This is a genomic window from Telluria sp. ZB4P34, from assembly GCF_059686055.1.
The window spans coordinates 155,590-172,197 of sequence record NZ_JCASIF010000005.1 but is presented as its reverse complement, the minus strand read 5'-3'; the positions used below and the strand labels follow the sequence as shown (position 1 = coordinate 172,197).

The 16,608-nt window shown below is 66.0% G+C and carries 12 protein-coding genes and 1 riboswitch; of the genes, 8 read left to right on the top strand and 4 right to left on the bottom strand.

The window, feature by feature from the left end; all coding sequences use genetic code 11:
- Positions 1–86: 86 nt before the first annotated feature.
- Positions 87–3,107 (bottom strand): CHASE domain-containing protein, encoded by a 3,021-nt coding sequence (locus AC56KL_RS11580; RefSeq protein ID WP_497180306.1) that lies wholly within the window; start codon positions 3,105–3,107, stop codon positions 87–89.
- 420 nt (positions 3,108–3,527) lie between these two features.
- Between AC56KL_RS11580 and AC56KL_RS11575 the strand changes: the two genes are divergently transcribed.
- The 3 genes from AC56KL_RS11575 to AC56KL_RS11565 are packed head-to-tail and all read left to right on the top strand — an operon-like array spanning position 3,528 to position 7,072.
- A complete protein-coding gene (locus AC56KL_RS11575; protein WP_497180305.1) occupies positions 3,528–5,327 on the top strand; it encodes a CIA30 family protein in 1,800 nt (599 codons plus the stop codon).
- 18 nt (positions 5,328–5,345) lie between these two features.
- Positions 5,346–6,470, top strand: a complete 1,125-nt coding sequence (locus AC56KL_RS11570; RefSeq protein ID WP_497180304.1) for a sensor histidine kinase — start codon at positions 5,346–5,348, stop codon at positions 6,468–6,470.
- Positions 6,467–7,072, top strand: a complete 606-nt coding sequence (locus AC56KL_RS11565; protein ID WP_497180303.1) for a response regulator transcription factor — start codon at positions 6,467–6,469, stop codon at positions 7,070–7,072. The genes AC56KL_RS11570 and AC56KL_RS11565 overlap by 4 nt, the downstream gene beginning before the upstream one ends.
- 14 nt (positions 7,073–7,086) lie before the next feature.
- Here the strand turns inward: AC56KL_RS11565 and AC56KL_RS11560 are convergent, their stop codons facing one another.
- Together AC56KL_RS11560 and AC56KL_RS11555 are read right to left on the bottom strand one after the other, a co-directional pair.
- The gene (locus AC56KL_RS11560; RefSeq protein WP_497180302.1) at positions 7,087–7,497 is read right to left on the bottom strand and encodes a hypothetical protein; all 411 of its coding nucleotides are present in this window, start codon (positions 7,495–7,497) and stop codon (positions 7,087–7,089) included.
- A gap of 264 nt (positions 7,498–7,761) precedes the next feature.
- Positions 7,762–8,211, bottom strand: a complete 450-nt coding sequence (locus AC56KL_RS11555) for a DUF2147 domain-containing protein (protein ID WP_497180301.1) — start codon at positions 8,209–8,211, stop codon at positions 7,762–7,764.
- Positions 8,212–8,376: 165 nt separating this feature from the next.
- Between AC56KL_RS11555 and AC56KL_RS11550 the strand changes: the two genes are divergently transcribed.
- Positions 8,377–9,378: a hypothetical protein gene (locus tag AC56KL_RS11550; RefSeq protein ID WP_497180300.1), complete on the top strand. Its 1,002-nt coding sequence runs from the start codon at positions 8,377–8,379 to the stop codon at positions 9,376–9,378.
- Between the two features lie 337 nt (positions 9,379–9,715).
- Here the strand turns inward: AC56KL_RS11550 and AC56KL_RS11545 are convergent, their stop codons facing one another.
- Positions 9,716–12,526 carry a valine--tRNA ligase gene (locus AC56KL_RS11545; RefSeq protein WP_497180299.1) on the bottom strand — a complete coding sequence of 937 codons (2,811 nt, stop codon included), beginning with the start codon at positions 12,524–12,526 and terminating at the stop codon, positions 9,716–9,718.
- An 89-nt stretch (positions 12,527–12,615) separates the two neighbouring features.
- Positions 12,616–12,721: riboswitch (TPP riboswitch) on the top strand.
- A gap of 68 nt (positions 12,722–12,789) precedes the next feature.
- Between AC56KL_RS11545 and thiC the strand changes: the two genes are divergently transcribed.
- From thiC to thiD, 4 genes are all read left to right on the top strand, one after another.
- A complete protein-coding gene (thiC, locus tag AC56KL_RS11540) occupies positions 12,790–14,715 on the top strand; it encodes a phosphomethylpyrimidine synthase ThiC (RefSeq protein WP_497180298.1) in 1,926 nt (641 codons plus the stop codon).
- Positions 14,715–14,918, top strand: coding sequence for a sulfur carrier protein ThiS (gene thiS / locus AC56KL_RS11535; RefSeq protein ID WP_497180297.1), 204 nt, complete (start codon positions 14,715–14,717; stop codon positions 14,916–14,918). The genes thiC and thiS overlap by 1 nt, the downstream gene beginning before the upstream one ends.
- 147 nt (positions 14,919–15,065) lie before the next feature.
- Positions 15,066–15,860 carry a thiazole synthase gene (locus AC56KL_RS11530; RefSeq protein WP_497180296.1) on the top strand — a complete coding sequence of 265 codons (795 nt, stop codon included), beginning with the start codon at positions 15,066–15,068 and terminating at the stop codon, positions 15,858–15,860.
- Positions 15,860–16,603 carry a bifunctional hydroxymethylpyrimidine kinase/phosphomethylpyrimidine kinase gene (gene thiD / locus AC56KL_RS11525; RefSeq protein ID WP_497180295.1) on the top strand — a complete coding sequence of 248 codons (744 nt, stop codon included), beginning with the start codon at positions 15,860–15,862 and terminating at the stop codon, positions 16,601–16,603. The genes AC56KL_RS11530 and thiD overlap by 1 nt, the downstream gene beginning before the upstream one ends.
- Positions 16,604–16,608: the final 5 nt, after the last annotated feature.

Sequence of the window (16,608 nt, the reverse complement as noted above, 5' to 3'; positions counted from 1 at the left end):
GCCTTCGTCATGGGGGCTTGACGGCGCCCGCATCGATCGGCGCCATTGTCGTTCCTGCGTACATTGTCGTTCCTGCGTAACCGCGCTTATCCTCCCAACACCTCACGGATCCGTTGCGCCAGCTGTTTTTGATCATACGGCTTGCTGAGCAACTGGACTCCTTCCCTGAGCCGTCCGTCGGTCGTGAGCGCATCTCGTGTATAGCCCGAGGTAAACAAGACAGCCAGGTCCGGTTGCAGGACCTTGGCGCGCGCTGCCAGTTCCGGCCCGGTAACGCTGCCCGGCATCACCACATCACTGAACAGCAAATCGACGTGGGCGCCGCTTTCCAGGATATGGAGTCCACCTTCACCGTCGGACGCCTGCAGGACCTGGTATCCGAGCATCGACAGGTTGGCCACGACTGAAAGGCGGACATCCTCGTCGTCTTCGACAACGAGGATGGTTTCACTGCCTGTTGCTACTGCCAGCGCCACCGGCGATACAGCCGGATTTTCAAGTTGATGAGTTCGCGGCAGATAAATCGTCACGGTCGTACCGCGACCGAGTGTGCTGGAAATCTCGATATGGCCATTGCTTTGCTTGACCATGCCATACGCCATGCTCAAGCCGAGCCCTGTCCCCTGACCGACCGGCTTGGTCGTGAAAAAGGGTTCGAACGCCTGCGCCATGACTTCGGGACTCATGCCCGCCCCGGTATCCGTCATGGAGAGGATGACGTATTCCCCCGCTGAAAGACCAGGGCGTCTATGCGCATCGGCTTCGTCCAGGCAGGCGTTGCCGAGACTGATCCTCAGTTCTCCCCCAGCCGGCATCGCATCACGCGCATTGATCGCCAGGTTCAGGATCACGTTCTCGAACTGCCCCGGGTCCACCTGTGTATTCCAGAGGCCCTCTTCGGAGAACAGATAAAACTTTACAGTCTCTCCAAGAGCGCGCTGCAATAAGTCCTCCATATTTTGCAGGAGCCGCATGATATTCACCGCAACCGGTTGCAGTGGCTGGCGGCGCGCGAAGGCGAGCAGTTGTGAAGACAGTTTGGCGCCGCGCTGGACTGCGCCCCTGATGCTTTCCAGCCGCTTCTGCATCCCGGCGTCGTCGCGAGCGTGCATCTGCAACAAGGCCAGGTTGCCTGTAATGACCTGCAAGACGTTGTTGAAATCGTGCGCGACGCCTCCAGTAAGCTTGCCTACTGCTTCCAGCTTTTGCGCATGATGAAGTGCGTTTCGGGCCTCCTCGAGTGCTCGACTGCGCTCCGTGTCGAGTTGCTGCGCCGCTTTGCGTTCGCTGATATTTCGTATGAAAGCCGTGACGATATAGCCAGAACCCTGGGGTACGCCTGCGAACGCAAGTTCGACGGGAATCAAGCGGCCGGTACGATGCAAGGCTTCGAGTTCAACAATGTTTCCTGCCGCTCTACCTGTCCCCACGAATCGTTGGAATCCAGCATTGTGCTGCGCTCGAAACTGCTCCGGGATGATCATGCTAGCCAGGTCCTTGCCGATCGCTTCGCAGGCCGTCCAGCCAAACAGTTCCTCAGCCTTGGCATTCCAGTCGTGAATTGTTCCGTCGGGAAGCACGGCAACGAATGCATCGTGGGAATGCTTCAGAATCACCTTGATCCGGTGCTGTTCCTCTCGCAATCGCTCATTGGCGGCCTGCAAAGCCTGTTCATCGTGTTTTGAATCGGTAATGTCGGTATGGGTACCGATGAGCCGTAGCGGCTTGCCCACCTGGTCCCGGCTGACGGCAGCGCCCCGGGTGACGATCCATTTCCAGCTTCCATCCTTGCAGCGCAGGCGGAACTGGGCCAGTAGTGGTCCCTCCGTACTTTCCAGATAGCGCTGCATGTGCGCCCTCGTGGCGGAGAGGTCGTCAGGATGGATCCGGGACTCCCATTCGGAAAGGCTGTTGCCGATCTCCTTGCCCTGGTAGCCGAGCATGGTCTTCCATTGCTCCGAATAGAACACGTCGCCGGTGGCGATGTTCCAGTCCCACACGCCGTCGCCGGCGCCTTCCAGCGCATATTTCCACCGGAATTCGCTTTCGCGCAACTGGTGCGTCATTTCCCTTGCCAGCGATAGCGCGCGCTTGCGTCCCGAGGCCAGCAACCACACGAGCAGGGCGATCATCGTGCTCAGCGCACTGCCGATGATCGCGATGAGCCGGGGACGGTCGGTGACAATGCGTTGCTCGAATGCTGGGGACGACTGGATGTCGAGCGTCCATGGACGGCCCGCGACCGATATCTGCTTGACGACGCGGAATCGGGGCGGAGACAGCCTGGGCGTGTGCATCAGGCGGGAGGAATACAGGCGCGACTCCTCGGAGACAGCCGTACCGTCGTAAATGGCGAGCATGATGTCTCCCGACCGTTCTCCCCCCAGGCCGGCCATGAGATCGTCCATCCGGAACGGCGCACCGATCCATCCAGCCAGGCTCTGGCGACGCTGCGCGACGCTGTCCGTCGGCATACCGCGCTGGTAGACAGGCAGATACATGACCAGGCCGGACTGCACGTTCCTGCCATCTTCCTGGATCAGTCGTACCTTGCCCGATGCAGCCGCATACCCGGTATCGCGGGCGCGCTCCATTGCGGCGCGACGGTTCGGCTCCGACAGCATGTCGAAACCAAGCGCACGCAGGTTCAGGCCCGTGAATGGCTCGATCTGGATGATCGATGAATAGAGGTGTCGTTCGCCCGCGGGAGTGATGCGGTAGCCGCTCAAGCCTTCGCGCCGCATCGCTGCTACATGCTCGGCCAAGCGCGCTGGAGCGATGACCTCGACCAGCGCGATCCCCTGAATTCCAGGAAATTTCTCTTGCAGACGCAATGAAGCGACAAAGAGGCTGAAGTCCGCACGGTTCACCTTGGTGGAACCGAGCAGAAAAGCCTGGGTGCTGCGCGCGGCGCCCTCGTAGGTTGTCATGCGTTGCTCGATGCGCCGGACAGCTTGCCGCACTTCGAAACTGAACTCCGTTTCGTTGAGCCGCACCGCTTCCTGACTTGCCAGCGTCCATGCGACATACGTCGATGCGAGAGACAGGAGGAGGGTCCCAAGCGCGAGCAGGATTGGAGCGTTTTTTCTAAGCAGGAATAAGCTCATGAGAAATGTCGGCCGTGTTCCGTATCCCAGATGTACGGCGAATCGCGGCGATGCGTGGCCTCCAGGCATCATTGTAGCGGCTTACTGCTCGAGACCTCGTTCAAGAATAGCATTCGTCAGCCTGATCCGCGATAGCGCCCCTGAGGGGCGGACAACTTTACCACCGCGAGAGCGAAACGCCGCTGTTGAGCCGCTAGCGCTTCACGAAAGGAGGGGCAAATGCGGGTCAGGCTGCTTGCTGAGCTGATCGAGAGAAAGACGAAGCCTCAGGCGGCAGGTCGCCGCGCGGAGCGGCAAGGGGAGTCACAGTGGCTTCCGGGCCCGCATGACAATTGTCATGACAAACCGATGGCGCCTGCCTCTATCGGCGCCATCGGCTTTTCCGCATACTGGCTGCACATTCACCCCTGCGAGGAAACCATGAAGTCCACCGTCCTGACCACCCTGTCCAGCGCCGCCATCCTGCTGCTGGCCGCGTCCGCCTCCGCCGCCCCGACCCTGGTGCAGGACGTGCGCGTGTTCGACGGCGAGCGCGTGCACGAGCGCCGCTCGGTCCTGTTCGACAAGGGTGTGATCGTCGACGCCGACTTCCGCGGCGCCGTCCCGGCGGGCGCGCGCGTGGTCAGCGGCGCCGGCCGCACGCTGTTGCCGGGCCTGATCGACGCCCACACGCACGCCTTCCGCGCGCACGAACTGCCGGTGCTGTTCGGCGTGACCACGCAGATCGACATGTTCACCGACATCCCGTCGATGAAGAAGGCCAAGGCGGCGATGGCCGCGGGAGGCAACGCAAGGCATGCCGACCTGTTCTCGGCCGGCACCCTGGTCACCGCGCCGGGCGGCCACGGCACCCAGTTCGGCATCGCCATCCCCACCATCACGAAACCGGAAGACGCCCAGGCCTTCGTCGACGCCCGCATCGCCGAAGGCTCGGACTTCATCAAGATCGTCATGGAAGGCGGCTATGGCTTCAAGTCGCTCGACCTGGCGACCACCAGGGCCGTGATCGAGGCCGCCCACAAGCGCGGCAAGCTGGCGGTGGTCCATATCAGCAATGAGAAGGATGCGCGCGCCGTGCTCGACGCCGGCGCCGACGGCCTGGTGCACCTGTTCACCGGCGACGCGGCCGATGCCGAGGGACTGGCGAAGCTGGCGCGCAGCCGCGGCGCCTTCGTGATCCCGACCTTCGCGGTACTGGAGAGCATGGCGGCTTTGCGCGGCGACGACCTGCTGGCCAACCCGGACTTCGCCGCGCTGCTCGACAAGGACGCGCAGGCCCCGCTCAAGGCGCGCTACGGCAACGCCGTGAAGCCGGCCATCCTGGCGGCGCCCAAGGCGGTGACGGCCGCCATGGTCAAGGCCGGCGTGCCGGTGCTGGCCGGGACCGACGCCGGCAACCCCGGCACCCAGTACGGCATCAGCATGCACCGCGAACTGGCGGCCCTGGTGGAAGCGGGATTGAGCCCGTCGCAGGCGCTGACCGCCGCCACCAGCGCGCCGGCGAAAGCCTTCAGACTCGGCCAGCGCGGCCGCATCGACAAGGGCTACAAGGCCGACCTGCTGCTGGTCGAGGGCAACCCCGCCAGCGACATCCTGGCCACCCGCCGCATCGTGGAAGTCTGGAAGGATGGCGAGAGCGCCAACGGCCTGCGCGACGGCCAGCGCCAGCTGGTGGCCAAGGCCGCGCGGGAAGCGCAGAACGCTCCCGGCCAGGCCCTGCCGGCCGACGGCCGCATCAGCCAGTTCAGCGACAAGCGCCTGGGCAGTCCCTTCGGCATGGGATGGGGACCGTCCACCGACAGCTTCGCCGGCGGCAAGTCGACCGTGAAGCTGGCGGCGGGGCCGGCACTGCGCGACGGCCAGGTGCCGCTGGCGATCGACGCCAAGGTGGCGCCGGGCCTGCCCTTCGCCTGGGCCGGCGTGGCCTTCATGCCCGGCAGCCAGCCGATGCAGCCGGCGAACCTGAGCGCCGCCAAGGTGGTGCGCTTCAAGGTGCGCGGCGACGGCAAGGCCTACCAGCTGATGGCGATGTCGCAGGGCGTGCAGATGCCGGGTGCGAAAAGCTTCACCGCCGGCCCCGAATGGACCGAGGTGGCGATTCCCTTCAGCGAACTCAAAGGCATCGATCCGGCGGCGATCACCATGTTAGGATTCAACGCCGGGCCGCAGCCGGGCGACTACCGCTTCGAGATCGCCGACGTGCGCCTCGCGGCAAACTAATCAATGCCGCGATAGGACATGAACCAGATCAAGCAGATCCTGGCGGGGCCCTGGCTCCCGCCGGAACAGGGCAGGATGCCGTACTTCTGGCTGCTGAGCCTGGCCTACATGGGCTGGAAGTACGTCTATGTTCCGCCCTGTTCGCTGGAGCTGGCGATGCTGGCGCTGACGCTGGCGGTGTTCGTGCCGCTGTATCTCGCCAGCTACTGGGCGCGCGGCTGGCAGGTGTTCGCCTGCATGCTGGCCGGTTGCCTGCTCGGCGCCGCCTGGGTGCGCTGGAACGTCGGCGCCGCCACCTTCTTCATCTTTGCCTGCGCGATGGCGGCCCGGATCGTGCGTTTCCAGCATGCGATGATGGCGATCGCCGGCGTGATCGCGGTCGGCCTGCTGGCTTCGCTGCAACTCACGAACTCGCAGATGCGTTTCGTGTTCCTGATGCCGCTGCTGACCGCCGGCCTGCCGGTGGGCATGGGCGCCTTCATGGATGCGCGCCTGCGCCGCTCGCGCCAGGAGCTGCTGCGCAAGCAGGAAGAGGTCGAGCATATGGCCACCATCGCCGAGCGCGAACGCATCTCGCGCGACCTGCACGACCTGCTCGGGCATTCGCTGTCGCTGATCGCCCTGAAGGCCGAGCTGGCCCGCAAGCTGGTGCACCGCGACCTCGACGCCTGCGCCCGCGAGGTGGGCGACATCGAGACCAGCGCGCGCCAGGCCCTGGCCGAAGTGCGCGCCGCGGTGACGGGTTACCGCGAGAAGGGCCTGGCCCATGCGCTGGCGAGCGCACGCGCGAGCCTGGCGGCAGCGGATGTGCGGCTGGACGAGAAGGTGGAACGCTTCGCGCTGGCGCCGGCGGCGGAGAACGTGCTGGCGCTGGCGCTGCGCGAAGCCGTCACCAACGTGGTGCGCCATGCCGGCGCGCGCCGCTGCAGCGTGTCGCTGGAGCTGGAACATGGCGTGGCCGTGCTGCGCATCCTGGATGACGGCAAGGCGCGCAGCGACGCCGACATCCGCCACGGAAACGGCTTGAGCGGCATGCGCGAACGGGCGCAGTCGGTCGGCGGCAGGCTGGCGCTGCGCGCCCGGGCCGGCCTTGAACTCGAACTGCGCGTCCCTGCCGCAGTCGCACCGGGAACCGCCCCATGATCCGCATCCTGCTGGCCGAAGACCAGACCCTCGTCCTCGGCGCGTTGGCCGCGCTGCTCAGGCTCGAACCCGACTTCGAGGTCGTCGGCGCCGCCACCAACGGCAGGGAGGCGCTCGACATGTGCGAGCGGCTGCAGCCCGACATCGTCCTGACCGACATCGAGATGCCCCTGATGACCGGGCTGGAGCTGGCGGCGCAACTGAAGGAGCGCCGCCTGCCGCCCAGGCTGATCGTGGTGACGACCTTCGGGCGCAGCGGCTACCTGCGCCGCGCCCTCGAAGCGGGCGTGCGCGGCTACCTGCTGAAGGACGCGCCGGTGGATGCGCTGGCGGCCGCGATTCGCGCCGTGCACGGCGGCGGTCGGGCGATCGCGCCCGAGCTGGCGATGGAGAGCTGGAGCGGCGGCGAGGACCCGCTCACCGAGCGCGAACGCCAGGTGCTGCGCCTGGCGGGGGAGGGGCGCTCCAGCGCCGACATCGCGCGCCAGGTGCACCTGTCCGAGGGAACGGTGCGCAACTACCTGTCCGAGGCGATCAGCAAGCTCCATGCGGCGAACCGGGTCGAGGCCTACCGCATGGCGCGCGACGCCGGCTGGCTGTAGCGGCGCCTGCAGCCTTAACGGCGTCCCAGCGCCGGCAGAGGGGAGCCGCCGTCGCGCGAGCGCATCTGGCGTCCGCCCGGCCGCTGTTGGAGCAGACCATACAGCGCCACCGATACGATCATCGTAAAGCTCAGCAGGGTCCCGCTGATCCACAGGGCCGACGGTTCTGTGCTGCGCCATAGCGTGACCGCGGCGAACAGGAAGGGCGCCAGCAGCAGCACGGCGCACAGGCGGCCCAGCACGGGCGAGCGCTTGATGCGTTGGCCGGCCAGGCCGATGAAGAAGAAGCTCGCGGCGGACAGCAGCAGTCCTGCCAGCATGGCGGCCGACCTGGCCACGTTCAGGGCGCCGTTCGGGTACAGAACGGCCGGCACAAGCAGTACCAGGATGCCGGCCAGCAGGCAGGTAAGACGCAAGAAGATCATTCGGTTCCTCGTTCAGTTCGTTGGCATGCAACTCATCTGTACGAAAGATAGCGAAATTACAATTTTTGTGGCGCGCGCCTGGCGCTACCCGTGTTTGACGGTGCTGGAAAAGAGCTGGGGAGAGCGGAGGAGGCCGCGAGTGCGGTGGCGCCGAAGGCAAGGTAGAGGAGAGGCCGGGTCTGCGGCCGGCCCTGCCTTGCCCGGAGCAGGAGCAGCCGGCACGATCGGGGAATCCCGATCATGCCGCGCCCGTCCCGATGACGCTTACTGTTCGCGGACCCAGGTCTGCGAACGGCCGAACATCGGCGCGCCGATGTAGCCGCGCACTTCGAGCTTGCTGCCGTTGTCCTTCAGGGTAGCCTTGCTCTTGTAGGTCTTGCCCTTGGAAGGGTCGAGGATCTCGCCGCCGGTGTACTCGTTCCCGTCCTTCTTGAGGCCCGACAGGATGGTCATGCCGATGATCGGCTGGTCCTTGCGCGCGCCTTCGCAGGCCGTGCATTTCGGGTTCTGGTCCTGGTCCGCCGGGCGGAACAGTTTTTCGATCTTGCCGGTCAGGGCGCCGCCTTCTTCGGTGATGCGCACCAGAGACTTCGGTTTGCCGGTCTCGTCGTCGATCGTTTTCCACACGCCCACCGGCGAGGCGTTCTGCGCCATCGCCACCAGGGGCATCGCAAGCATCGTGGCAATCAGGGCAGCCTTCTTCAAGTGTCGCATCTTGGGTCTCCAGAATCGTTATTGGGTATGGCAGAGTGTAGCAAACAGTGTTCACCAAGTGGACAGGGGAATCCGAGGAATCCCTCCAATCGCGACAAGCGCCACGCGCCGCCACGCCACCGGGGTGACAGTTGGTGATAATCCGGCTGCCTGCGCGCCAATACAATGCTTCTTTCCCTCGAAGACCCGCTTACCGTGAAATCCCTTGCCTTCCTGATCTCGATGTCGGCCGCACTATCCGCCCCTTGCGCCGGCGCAGCCGAGCCGGCCGCCGTCCACGCGATGAAAGTGCACGACCTGGCTACCGCCTTCCAGCAGGTGGCCGACCGTCACGCCGGCAAGCCGGAAGCGGCGGCGAAAGAGTTCCGCGAGACGATCGTGCCGCGATTCCCGCAGTTCTACGGACCCCAGCGCTACCAGGGCAAGGTGAGCGAGCAGCAGCGCGACGCCCAGTACCTCAAGGCCTTTGCCGAGTTTCCGGCGATCCGCACGGCTTATATGGAAAAGGTCGCCGGCTTCACACGTGGCCTGCCCGGGCACATCGCCCGCTTCCGCGAGGAATTCCCGGACTATGCGGCCACCACCGACATCTGGTTCCTCCATTCCCTGAGCGAGATGGACGGCGGCACGCGTACCCTGGACGGCAAGCAGTATTTCGTGTTCGGCGCCGACGTGATGGTGCGGGCGCATGGCAATGGCGACGAAACCGCCTTCTTCCACCACGAACTGTTTCACGACTACCACACCATGGGATGCGAGACGCGGCAGGTCTGGACCTCCCTGTGGGAAGAGGGGCTGGCAACCTATGTGTCGAAGCGGATGAATCCTGGGGCGAACAATGCAGAATTGCTGCTGGATATCCCGAGGAACCTGGTGGCGGACACGCAGGCGCAGATCGGCGCCGCCTTCGAGGACCTGCAGGCGAAGCTGGAGAGCAGCGACCCGGCAGCCATGCGGAGCCTGTTCCAGGGGTACACCACCAGCGCCAGCGGCCTGCCGGCGCGGCGCGGTTACTACCTGGGCTACCTGGTGGCAGAAGACATTGGCAAGGGCATGAGCATGCAGCAGATGGCGAAGCTGGACTGCGAGGCGGCGCGCAAGGAGGTGGTGGGGGCAGTGGAGCGGCTGGGCAGCGCGCATGCATCTGCTGTCCGGCGAGACCGGTAGCGTGGGCGGGTCTTCCCGCCCACGCGGTGAGCGCCAGAGGTACCGATCTCGGGCTCGATGATCTTGCCGCCAACGATCACCGCGTGGGCGGCGCCTGCGGTACCGATGTTCGAGCTGCAGGGTAGAGCCGCCCACCCTGCAAAAAAAAAGCACGGCCAAGGCCGTAATGCCGTTCAGTTAGCGTAAAAATGTAGGGTGGTCGGCTCTGCCGACCGCGCGTTCAGCTCACAGATGCTCTGTGGCGGAGCATATTTGAGTTGAACGCGCGGCCGGGAAACCCGGCCACCCTAGCTTTATCTAAACGGCATTACGGCCAAGGCCGCGTTTTTCATGAGGCTCAGGCCGCCGGCAGTTTCGCCAGCTGCTCCTGCATCTTGGCCAGCGTCGCCGAGAAGCTGGCAACGCGTTCCTTTTCCTGCTCCACCACGGCGGCCGGGGCGCGGGCGACGAAGCTTTCGTTGGACAGCTTGCCGCTGGCCTTGGCGATCTCGCCCTGCAGGCGCGCGATCTCCTTCGACAGGCGCTCGCGCTCGGCGGCGACGTCGATCTCGACCTTCAGCATCAGCTTGGTGGTGCCGACGATCGACACGGCGGCCGGCGATTCCGGCAGCGCATCGACGATCTGCACCTCGGCCAGCTTGCCCAGCGCCTGGATGTAGGGCGCGAACACCGCCATGCGTGCACGGTCTTCCGCATTGCCCGGTTCGACGATCAGCGGCACGCGCACCGACGGCGACAGCGACATCTCGCCGCGCAGGTTGCGGGTGGCGTCGATCAGGGCCTTGAGCTGCTCCATCCAGGCTTCCGCCTCTTCGCTCACGAACGAAGTGTCGGCCAGCGGGTAGGGCTGCAGCATGATGCTGTCGCGGTTTTCGCCCAACCCTTTGCCCGCCATCGGCGCGATCGCCTGCCACAGGGCTTCGGTCACGAAAGGAATGATCGGGTGCGCCAGGCGCAGCACCACTTCCAGCACGCGCAGCAGGGTGTGGCGGGTGGCGCGCTGCTGCGCTTCCGTGCCCTGCTGGACCGAGACCTTGGCCAGTTCCAGGTACCAGTCGCAGTACTCGTACCAGACGAAGTTGTAGATGTTGCTGGCGATGTTGTCGAAGCGGTAGTCGGCAAAGCCCCGGGCGATATCGAGTTCGACGCGGTTCAGCAGGGAGATGATCCAGCGGTCGGCCTGCGACAGGTCTTCCGGATTCGGCTGCCCGCAATCCTTGCCTTCCGTGTTCATCATCACGAAGCGGGTCGCGTTCCACAGCTTGTTGCAGAAGTTGCGGTAGCCCTCGCAGCGGCCAAGGTCGAAGTTGATGTTGCGGCCAAGCGAAGCGTAGCTCGCCATGGTGAAGCGCACGGCGTCGGTGCCGAAGGCCGGGATCCCTTCCGGGAATTCCTTGCGGGTGGCCTTGGCGATCTTGTCCGCGGCGCGCGGGTCCATCAGGCCGGTGGTGCGCTTGGCAACCAGCGATTCGATGTCGATGCCGTCGATCAGGTCGATCGGGTCGAGCGTGTTGCCCTTCGACTTGGACATCTTCTGGCCTTGCGAGTCGCGCACCAGGCCGTGCACGTACACGGTCTCGAACGGCACCTTGCCGGTGAAGTGGGTCGTCATCATCACCATGCGGGCGACCCAGAAGAAGATGATGTCGAAGCCGGTCACCAGCACCGAGGACGGCAGGAAGTGCTTCATGTCCGGGGTGTCTTCCGGCCAGCCCATGGTCGAGAAGGGCACCAGGGCCGAGGAGAACCAGGTATCCAGCACGTCGTCGTCGCGGCGCAACGCGCCCGTGATGCCTTGTGCCTTCGCCTTTTCCTGTGCTTCGGCGTCGTCGCGCGCGACCACGATCTGGCCGTCTTCGGCGTACCAGGCCGGGATGCGGTGGCCCCACCACAGCTGGCGCGAGATGCACCAGTCCTGGATGTTGCCCAGCCACTGGTTGTAGGTAGTGGTCCAGTTCTCGGGCACGAACTTGATCTCGCCGCTGGCGACCTTTTCCAGCGCGACGTCGGTGATCGACTTGCCCGGGTTGAACGTGCCTTCCGGCGCCGGCTTGCTCATGGCGACGAACCACTGGTCGGTGAGCATCGGCTCGATGACGACGCCGGTGCGGTCGCCGCGCGGCACCATCAGCTTGTGCGGCTTGACCTCGGCCAGCAGGCCTTGCGCGTCCAGGTCGGCGACGATCTGCTTGCGCGCGGCGAAGCGGTCCAGGCCCTGGTACTGGCTCGGGCCGTTCTCGTTGATTTTGGCGTCCAGCGTGAAGATGTTGATCGGCGCGAGCTTGGCGCGCTGGCCGACCGCGTAGTCGTTGAAGTCGTGGGCCGGCGTGATCTTCACGCAGCCGGTGCCGAATTCCTTGTCCACGTAGCTGTCGGCGATCACCGGGATCTGGCGGCCGGTCAGCGGCAGGGTGAGCAGCTTGCCGACCAGGCTCGCGTAGCGTTCGTCGGTCGGGTCCACGGCGACGGCGACGTCGCCCAGCAGGGTTTCAGGGCGGGTGGTGGCGACCGTCAGGTGGCCCGAGCCGTCGGCCAGGGGATACTTGATGTACCACATCGAGCCGTCTTCTTCCTGCGAATCGACTTCCAGGTCGGAGACCGCCGTGCCCAGCACCGGGTCCCAGTTGACCAGGCGCTTGCCGCGGTAGATCAGGCCCTGTTCATACAGGCGCACGAAGACTTCCGCCACGGTTTTCGTGCGGCTCTCGTCCATCGTGAAGTATTCGCGCTTCCAGTCCGCCGAGGCGCCCATGCGGCGCATCTGCCCGGTGATGGTGTTGCCCGACTTTTCCTTCCACTCCCAGACCTTCTCGACGAAGGCTTCGCGGCCCAGGTCGTGGCGCGAGATCTTCTGGGCGTCGAGCTGGCGCTCCACCACGATCTGGGTGGCGATGCCGGCGTGGTCGGTGCCCGGGATCCAGGCGGTGTTGTAGCCGCGCATGCGGTAGTAGCGGGTCAGGCCGTCCATGACGGTCTGGTTGAAGGCATGGCCCATGTGCAGGGTGCCGGTCACGTTCGGCGGCGGCAGCTGGATGCTGAACGACGGCTTGCCGTCTTCCATGGTGGCGGTGAAGTAACCGCGCTGTTCCCACTCGGTGCGCCAGTATTGTTCAATGTCTGCGGGCTCGAAAGACTTGGCAAGTTCCATAGTGTGGTAGCGAAAAATTGTGCGAAAAGAACCATTATAGAGTAGATGGCGCTATAATCCGCCGCGCTGCGTTCCGGGAAGCCGGGCGCGGCACACGCTAGGGGTCCTGCTGTCGCGAATGTGACACGCGGGTGAGAAATACCCTCCGAACCTGATCTGGATAATGCCAGCGAAGGGAAGCAGTCAGCACACAGCCCAGGGCGCACATGCGCCTGCGCGGCCGTACCTGGCACACTCCTTTGCTGGCTCCGCAAAGGAGCCACATGAACGCACCACTCACTGCCAAACCCCTGTTCGAAGCCGCGACCGCCACGGTCGACCAGGCGGCCATCGAACCCTTCCCGAATTCCCGCAAGGTCTACATCGAAGGCAGCCGGCCCGATGTCCGCGTGCCGATGCGCGAAATCTCGCTGTCGCCCACGCCTGACAGCTTCGGCGGCGAAGCCAATCCGCCGCTGTTCGTCTACGATACCTCGGGCCCGTACACCGACCCGGCGGCCAGCATCGACATCCGCCGCGGCCTCGGTACGCCGCGCCTGCCATGGATCCTCGAGCGCGGCGATACCGAGGAGCTGGCCGGCCCCACCTCCGACTACGGCAAGGCGCGCCTGCGCGACCCGGGATTGACCGCGCTGCGCTTCGAGCTGCAGCGCACGCCGCGCCGCGCACGCGCCGGGCGCAACGTCACCCAGATGCACTACGCGCGCCGGGGCATCGTGACGCCGGAGATGGAATTCGTCGCCCTGCGCGAAAACCTGCGCCGCAAGGAATACCTGGCCACGCTGCTTGACTCCGGACCGGTCGGTGCGCGCATGGCCGGCCTGCTGTCGCGCCAGCACCCGGGCCAGTCCTTCGGGGCCAGCATCCCGCAAGAGATCACGCCCGAGTTCGTGCGCCAGGAAGTAGCGCGCGGCCGCGCCATCATCCCCGCCAACATCAACCACCCGGAAATCGAACCGATGATCATCGGCCGCAACTTCCTGGTGAAGATCAACGCCAACATCGGCAACTCGGCGGTCACCTCCTCGATCGGCGAGGAAGTGGAAAAGATGACCTGGGCGATCCGCTGGGGCGCGGACAACGTGATGGACCTGTCCACCGGCAAGCACATCCACGAGACGCGCGAATGGATCATTCGGAATTCGCCGGTGCCGATCGGGACGGTGCCGATCTACCAGGCGCTGGAAAAGGTCGGCGGCAAGGCCGAGGAGCTCACCTGGGACATCTACCGCGACACCCTCATCGAACAGGCCGAGCAGGGCGTCGACTACTTCACCATCCACGCGGGGGTGCGTCTGGCCTATGTGCCGATGACGGCGAAGCGCCTGACCGGGATCGTCTCGCGCGGCGGCTCGATCATGGCCAAGTGGTGCCTGGCGCATCATCGGGAGTCCTTCCTGTACACGCATTTCGAGGAGATCTGCGAGATCATGAAGGCCTACGACGTGTCGTTCAGCCTGGGCGACGGCCTGCGGCCCGGCTCGATCTACGACGCCAACGACGAAGCCCAGCTGGCCGAATTGACGACCCTGGGCGAGCTGACGCAGATCGCCTGGAAGCACGACGTGCAGACCATGATCGAGGGCCCCGGCCACGTGCCGATGCACCTGATCAAGGAGAACATGGACCTGCAGCTGGAACAGTGCAGCGAAGCGCCGTTCTACACCCTGGGGCCGCTGACTACCGACATCGCGCCCGGCTACGACCACATCACCTCCGGCATCGGCGCCGCCACCATCGGCTGGTACGGCACCGCCATGCTGTGCTACGTCACCCCCAAGGAGCACCTCGGCCTTCCAGACAAACAGGACGTCAAGGACGGCATCATCACCTACAAGATCGCGGCCCACGCGGCCGACCTGGCCAAGGGTCATCCGGGCGCGCAGATGCGCGACAACGCGCTGTCGAAAGCGCGCTTCGAGTTCCGCTGGGAAGACCAGTTCAACCTGGGCCTGGACCCGGACAAGGCGCGCGCCTTCCACGACGAGACCCTGCCCAAGGATTCCGCCAAGGTGGCCCATTTCTGCTCGATGTGCGGGCCGCACTTCTGCTCGATGAAGATCACCCAGGAAGTGCGCGAGTACGCGGCCAGGGAGGGCGTGGAGGAGGGCGCCGCGCTGGCGAAGGGCATGGAAGAAAAGGCGATCGAGTTCGTGCGCGGCGGCGCCAAGCTCTACCGGGAGGTGTGATGATCGAGCTCGAACTGAACGGCGCCCCGTACAGCGCGCCGTCCGGCGTGTCGCTGCTGGACCTGGCCGGCCGGCTCGGCCTGGCCGGACAGGCGGTGGCGGTCGCCGTCAACCGCGAAGTGGTGCCGCGCCCGCAGTGGCCGGAGCGGCGCCTGCAGGCCCGGGACCGGGTGGACATCGTGCGCGCCATCGGCGGCGGATGAATGACGATTTTCGTAGGGTGGTCCGGGGCGCGTAGCCGGCTCCGCCGACCGCGCGTTCAGCTCCGGTATGCGCCGCGACGGAGCATGCGTGAGTTGAACGCGCGGTCGGGCAAGCCGACCACCCTACGCCATAGAAGGAATGTGAGAATGAACGCAATGCCAGACACTGATTTCCTGACCATCGCCGGCCGCCAGTATGCCTCGCGCCTGCTGGTCGGCAGCGGCAAGTACCGCGACCTGGAGCAAACCCGCGAGGCCACCCTGGCCGCGGGCGCCGAGATCGTCACGGTGGCGATCCGCCGCGTGAACATCGGCCAGGACCCGAACGCACCGAGCCTGCTCGACGTGCTCCCGCCGGACGAATTCACCATCCTGCCCAACACGGCCGGCTGCTACAGCGCGAAGGACGCCGTGTACACGCTGCAGATGGCGCGCGAGCTGCTCGGCGGGCGCAAGCTGGTCAAGCTCGAGGTGCTGGGCGACGAAAAGACCCTGTTCCCGCAAATGCCGGAAACGCTCAAGGCGGCGGAAACCCTGGTGCGCGACGGCTTCGACGTGATGGTGTATTGCAGCGACGATCCGGTGCAGGCCAGGCTCCTGCAGGAGATCGGCTGCGTGGCCGTGATGCCGCTGGCCTCGCTGATCGGCTCGGGCATGGGCATCCTCAACCCGTGGAACCTGTCGCTCATCATCGAGCAGGCGACGGTGCCGGTGCTGGTCGACGCCGGCGTCGGCACGGCCTCGGATGCGGCCATCGCCATGGAGCTCGGCTGCGACGGCGTGCTGATGAACACGGCGATCGCCGCGGCGAGCGACCCGGTGCGCATGGCGCGCGCGATGCGCCATGCCGTGATCGCCGGGCGCGAAGCCCATCTTGCCGGACGCATGCCGAAACGCTTCGCGGCCTCGCCCTCGTCGCCGCTGCAGGGGCTGGCCACCTGATGGTGCCGACCGTGCTCGTGTTCGCGGGGCTCGACCCCGGCGGCGGGGCTGGCCTGGCGGCGGACATCGCCGCCATCGGCGCGCTCGGCGGCCATGCGCTGCCGGTGGCGACGGCCATCACCGTGCAGGACAACAACCGCGTGTACGAGGTGCAGCCGGTCGACCCCGGCCTGGTCCTGCGCCAGGCCGAGGCCCTGGCCGCTACCTGCAGCATCGACGCGGTGAAGATCGGCATCCCCGGCAGCCGCGCGAACGCAGCGGCCATCGCCGGCCTGCTGCGCCGGCTGCGCGCGGCCGACCCGAGACTGCCGGTGGTGCTCGACCCGGTGCTGGCGAGCGGCCATGGCGACCCGCTCGGCCAGGGCGACGCCGTCGCCGCGCTGGCCGAGCTGCTGCCGCTTGGCACCGTGCTGGTGCCGAACCTGCTGGAAGCCCAGGCCCTGGGCGCCGTACCCTGCGAGCACGTGCTGCTCACCGGCGGCCATGGCGAGGGCAGCGTCGTCGTCAACCGCTGGCTGCGGAGCGGCGTGGAACAGCGCGCCTGGCGCACGCCGCGCCTGCCGCACAGCTACCACGGCAGCGGCTGTACCCTGGCCGCCGCGATCGCAGCGCGCCTCGCCCTGGGCGACAGCATGCACGACGCGCTCGAGTCCGCGCTGGACTACTGCCACCAGACCCTGGCGCATGCCTTCCGGATCGCCCCCGGGCAGCGCATCCCGCGCCGCATCCTCCAACCCCATTGAGCCAG

What these genes read in the sequence shown, in the direction of transcription:
- AC56KL_RS11580 (WP_497180306.1), bottom strand. Translation starts at nt 3,107, where the DNA reads ATGAGCTTATTCCTGCTTAGAAAAAACGCTCCAATCCTGCTCGCGCTT.
- AC56KL_RS11575 (WP_497180305.1), top strand. Translation starts at nt 3,528, where the DNA reads ATGAAGTCCACCGTCCTGACCACCCTGTCCAGCGCCGCCATCCTGCTG.
- AC56KL_RS11570 (WP_497180304.1), top strand. Translation starts at nt 5,346, where the DNA reads ATGAACCAGATCAAGCAGATCCTGGCGGGGCCCTGGCTCCCGCCGGAA.
- AC56KL_RS11565 (WP_497180303.1), top strand. Translation starts at nt 6,467, where the DNA reads ATGATCCGCATCCTGCTGGCCGAAGACCAGACCCTCGTCCTCGGCGCG.
- AC56KL_RS11560 (WP_497180302.1), bottom strand. Translation starts at nt 7,497, where the DNA reads ATGATCTTCTTGCGTCTTACCTGCCTGCTGGCCGGCATCCTGGTACTG.
- AC56KL_RS11555 (WP_497180301.1), bottom strand. Translation starts at nt 8,211, where the DNA reads ATGCGACACTTGAAGAAGGCTGCCCTGATTGCCACGATGCTTGCGATG.
- AC56KL_RS11550 (WP_497180300.1), top strand. Translation starts at nt 8,377, where the DNA reads ATGCTTCTTTCCCTCGAAGACCCGCTTACCGTGAAATCCCTTGCCTTC.
- AC56KL_RS11545 (WP_497180299.1), bottom strand. Translation starts at nt 12,526, where the DNA reads ATGGAACTTGCCAAGTCTTTCGAGCCCGCAGACATTGAACAATACTGG.
- thiC (WP_497180298.1), top strand. Translation starts at nt 12,790, where the DNA reads ATGAACGCACCACTCACTGCCAAACCCCTGTTCGAAGCCGCGACCGCC.
- thiS (WP_497180297.1), top strand. Translation starts at nt 14,715, where the DNA reads ATGATCGAGCTCGAACTGAACGGCGCCCCGTACAGCGCGCCGTCCGGC.
- AC56KL_RS11530 (WP_497180296.1), top strand. Translation starts at nt 15,066, where the DNA reads ATGAACGCAATGCCAGACACTGATTTCCTGACCATCGCCGGCCGCCAG.
- thiD (WP_497180295.1), top strand. Translation starts at nt 15,860, where the DNA reads ATGGTGCCGACCGTGCTCGTGTTCGCGGGGCTCGACCCCGGCGGCGGG.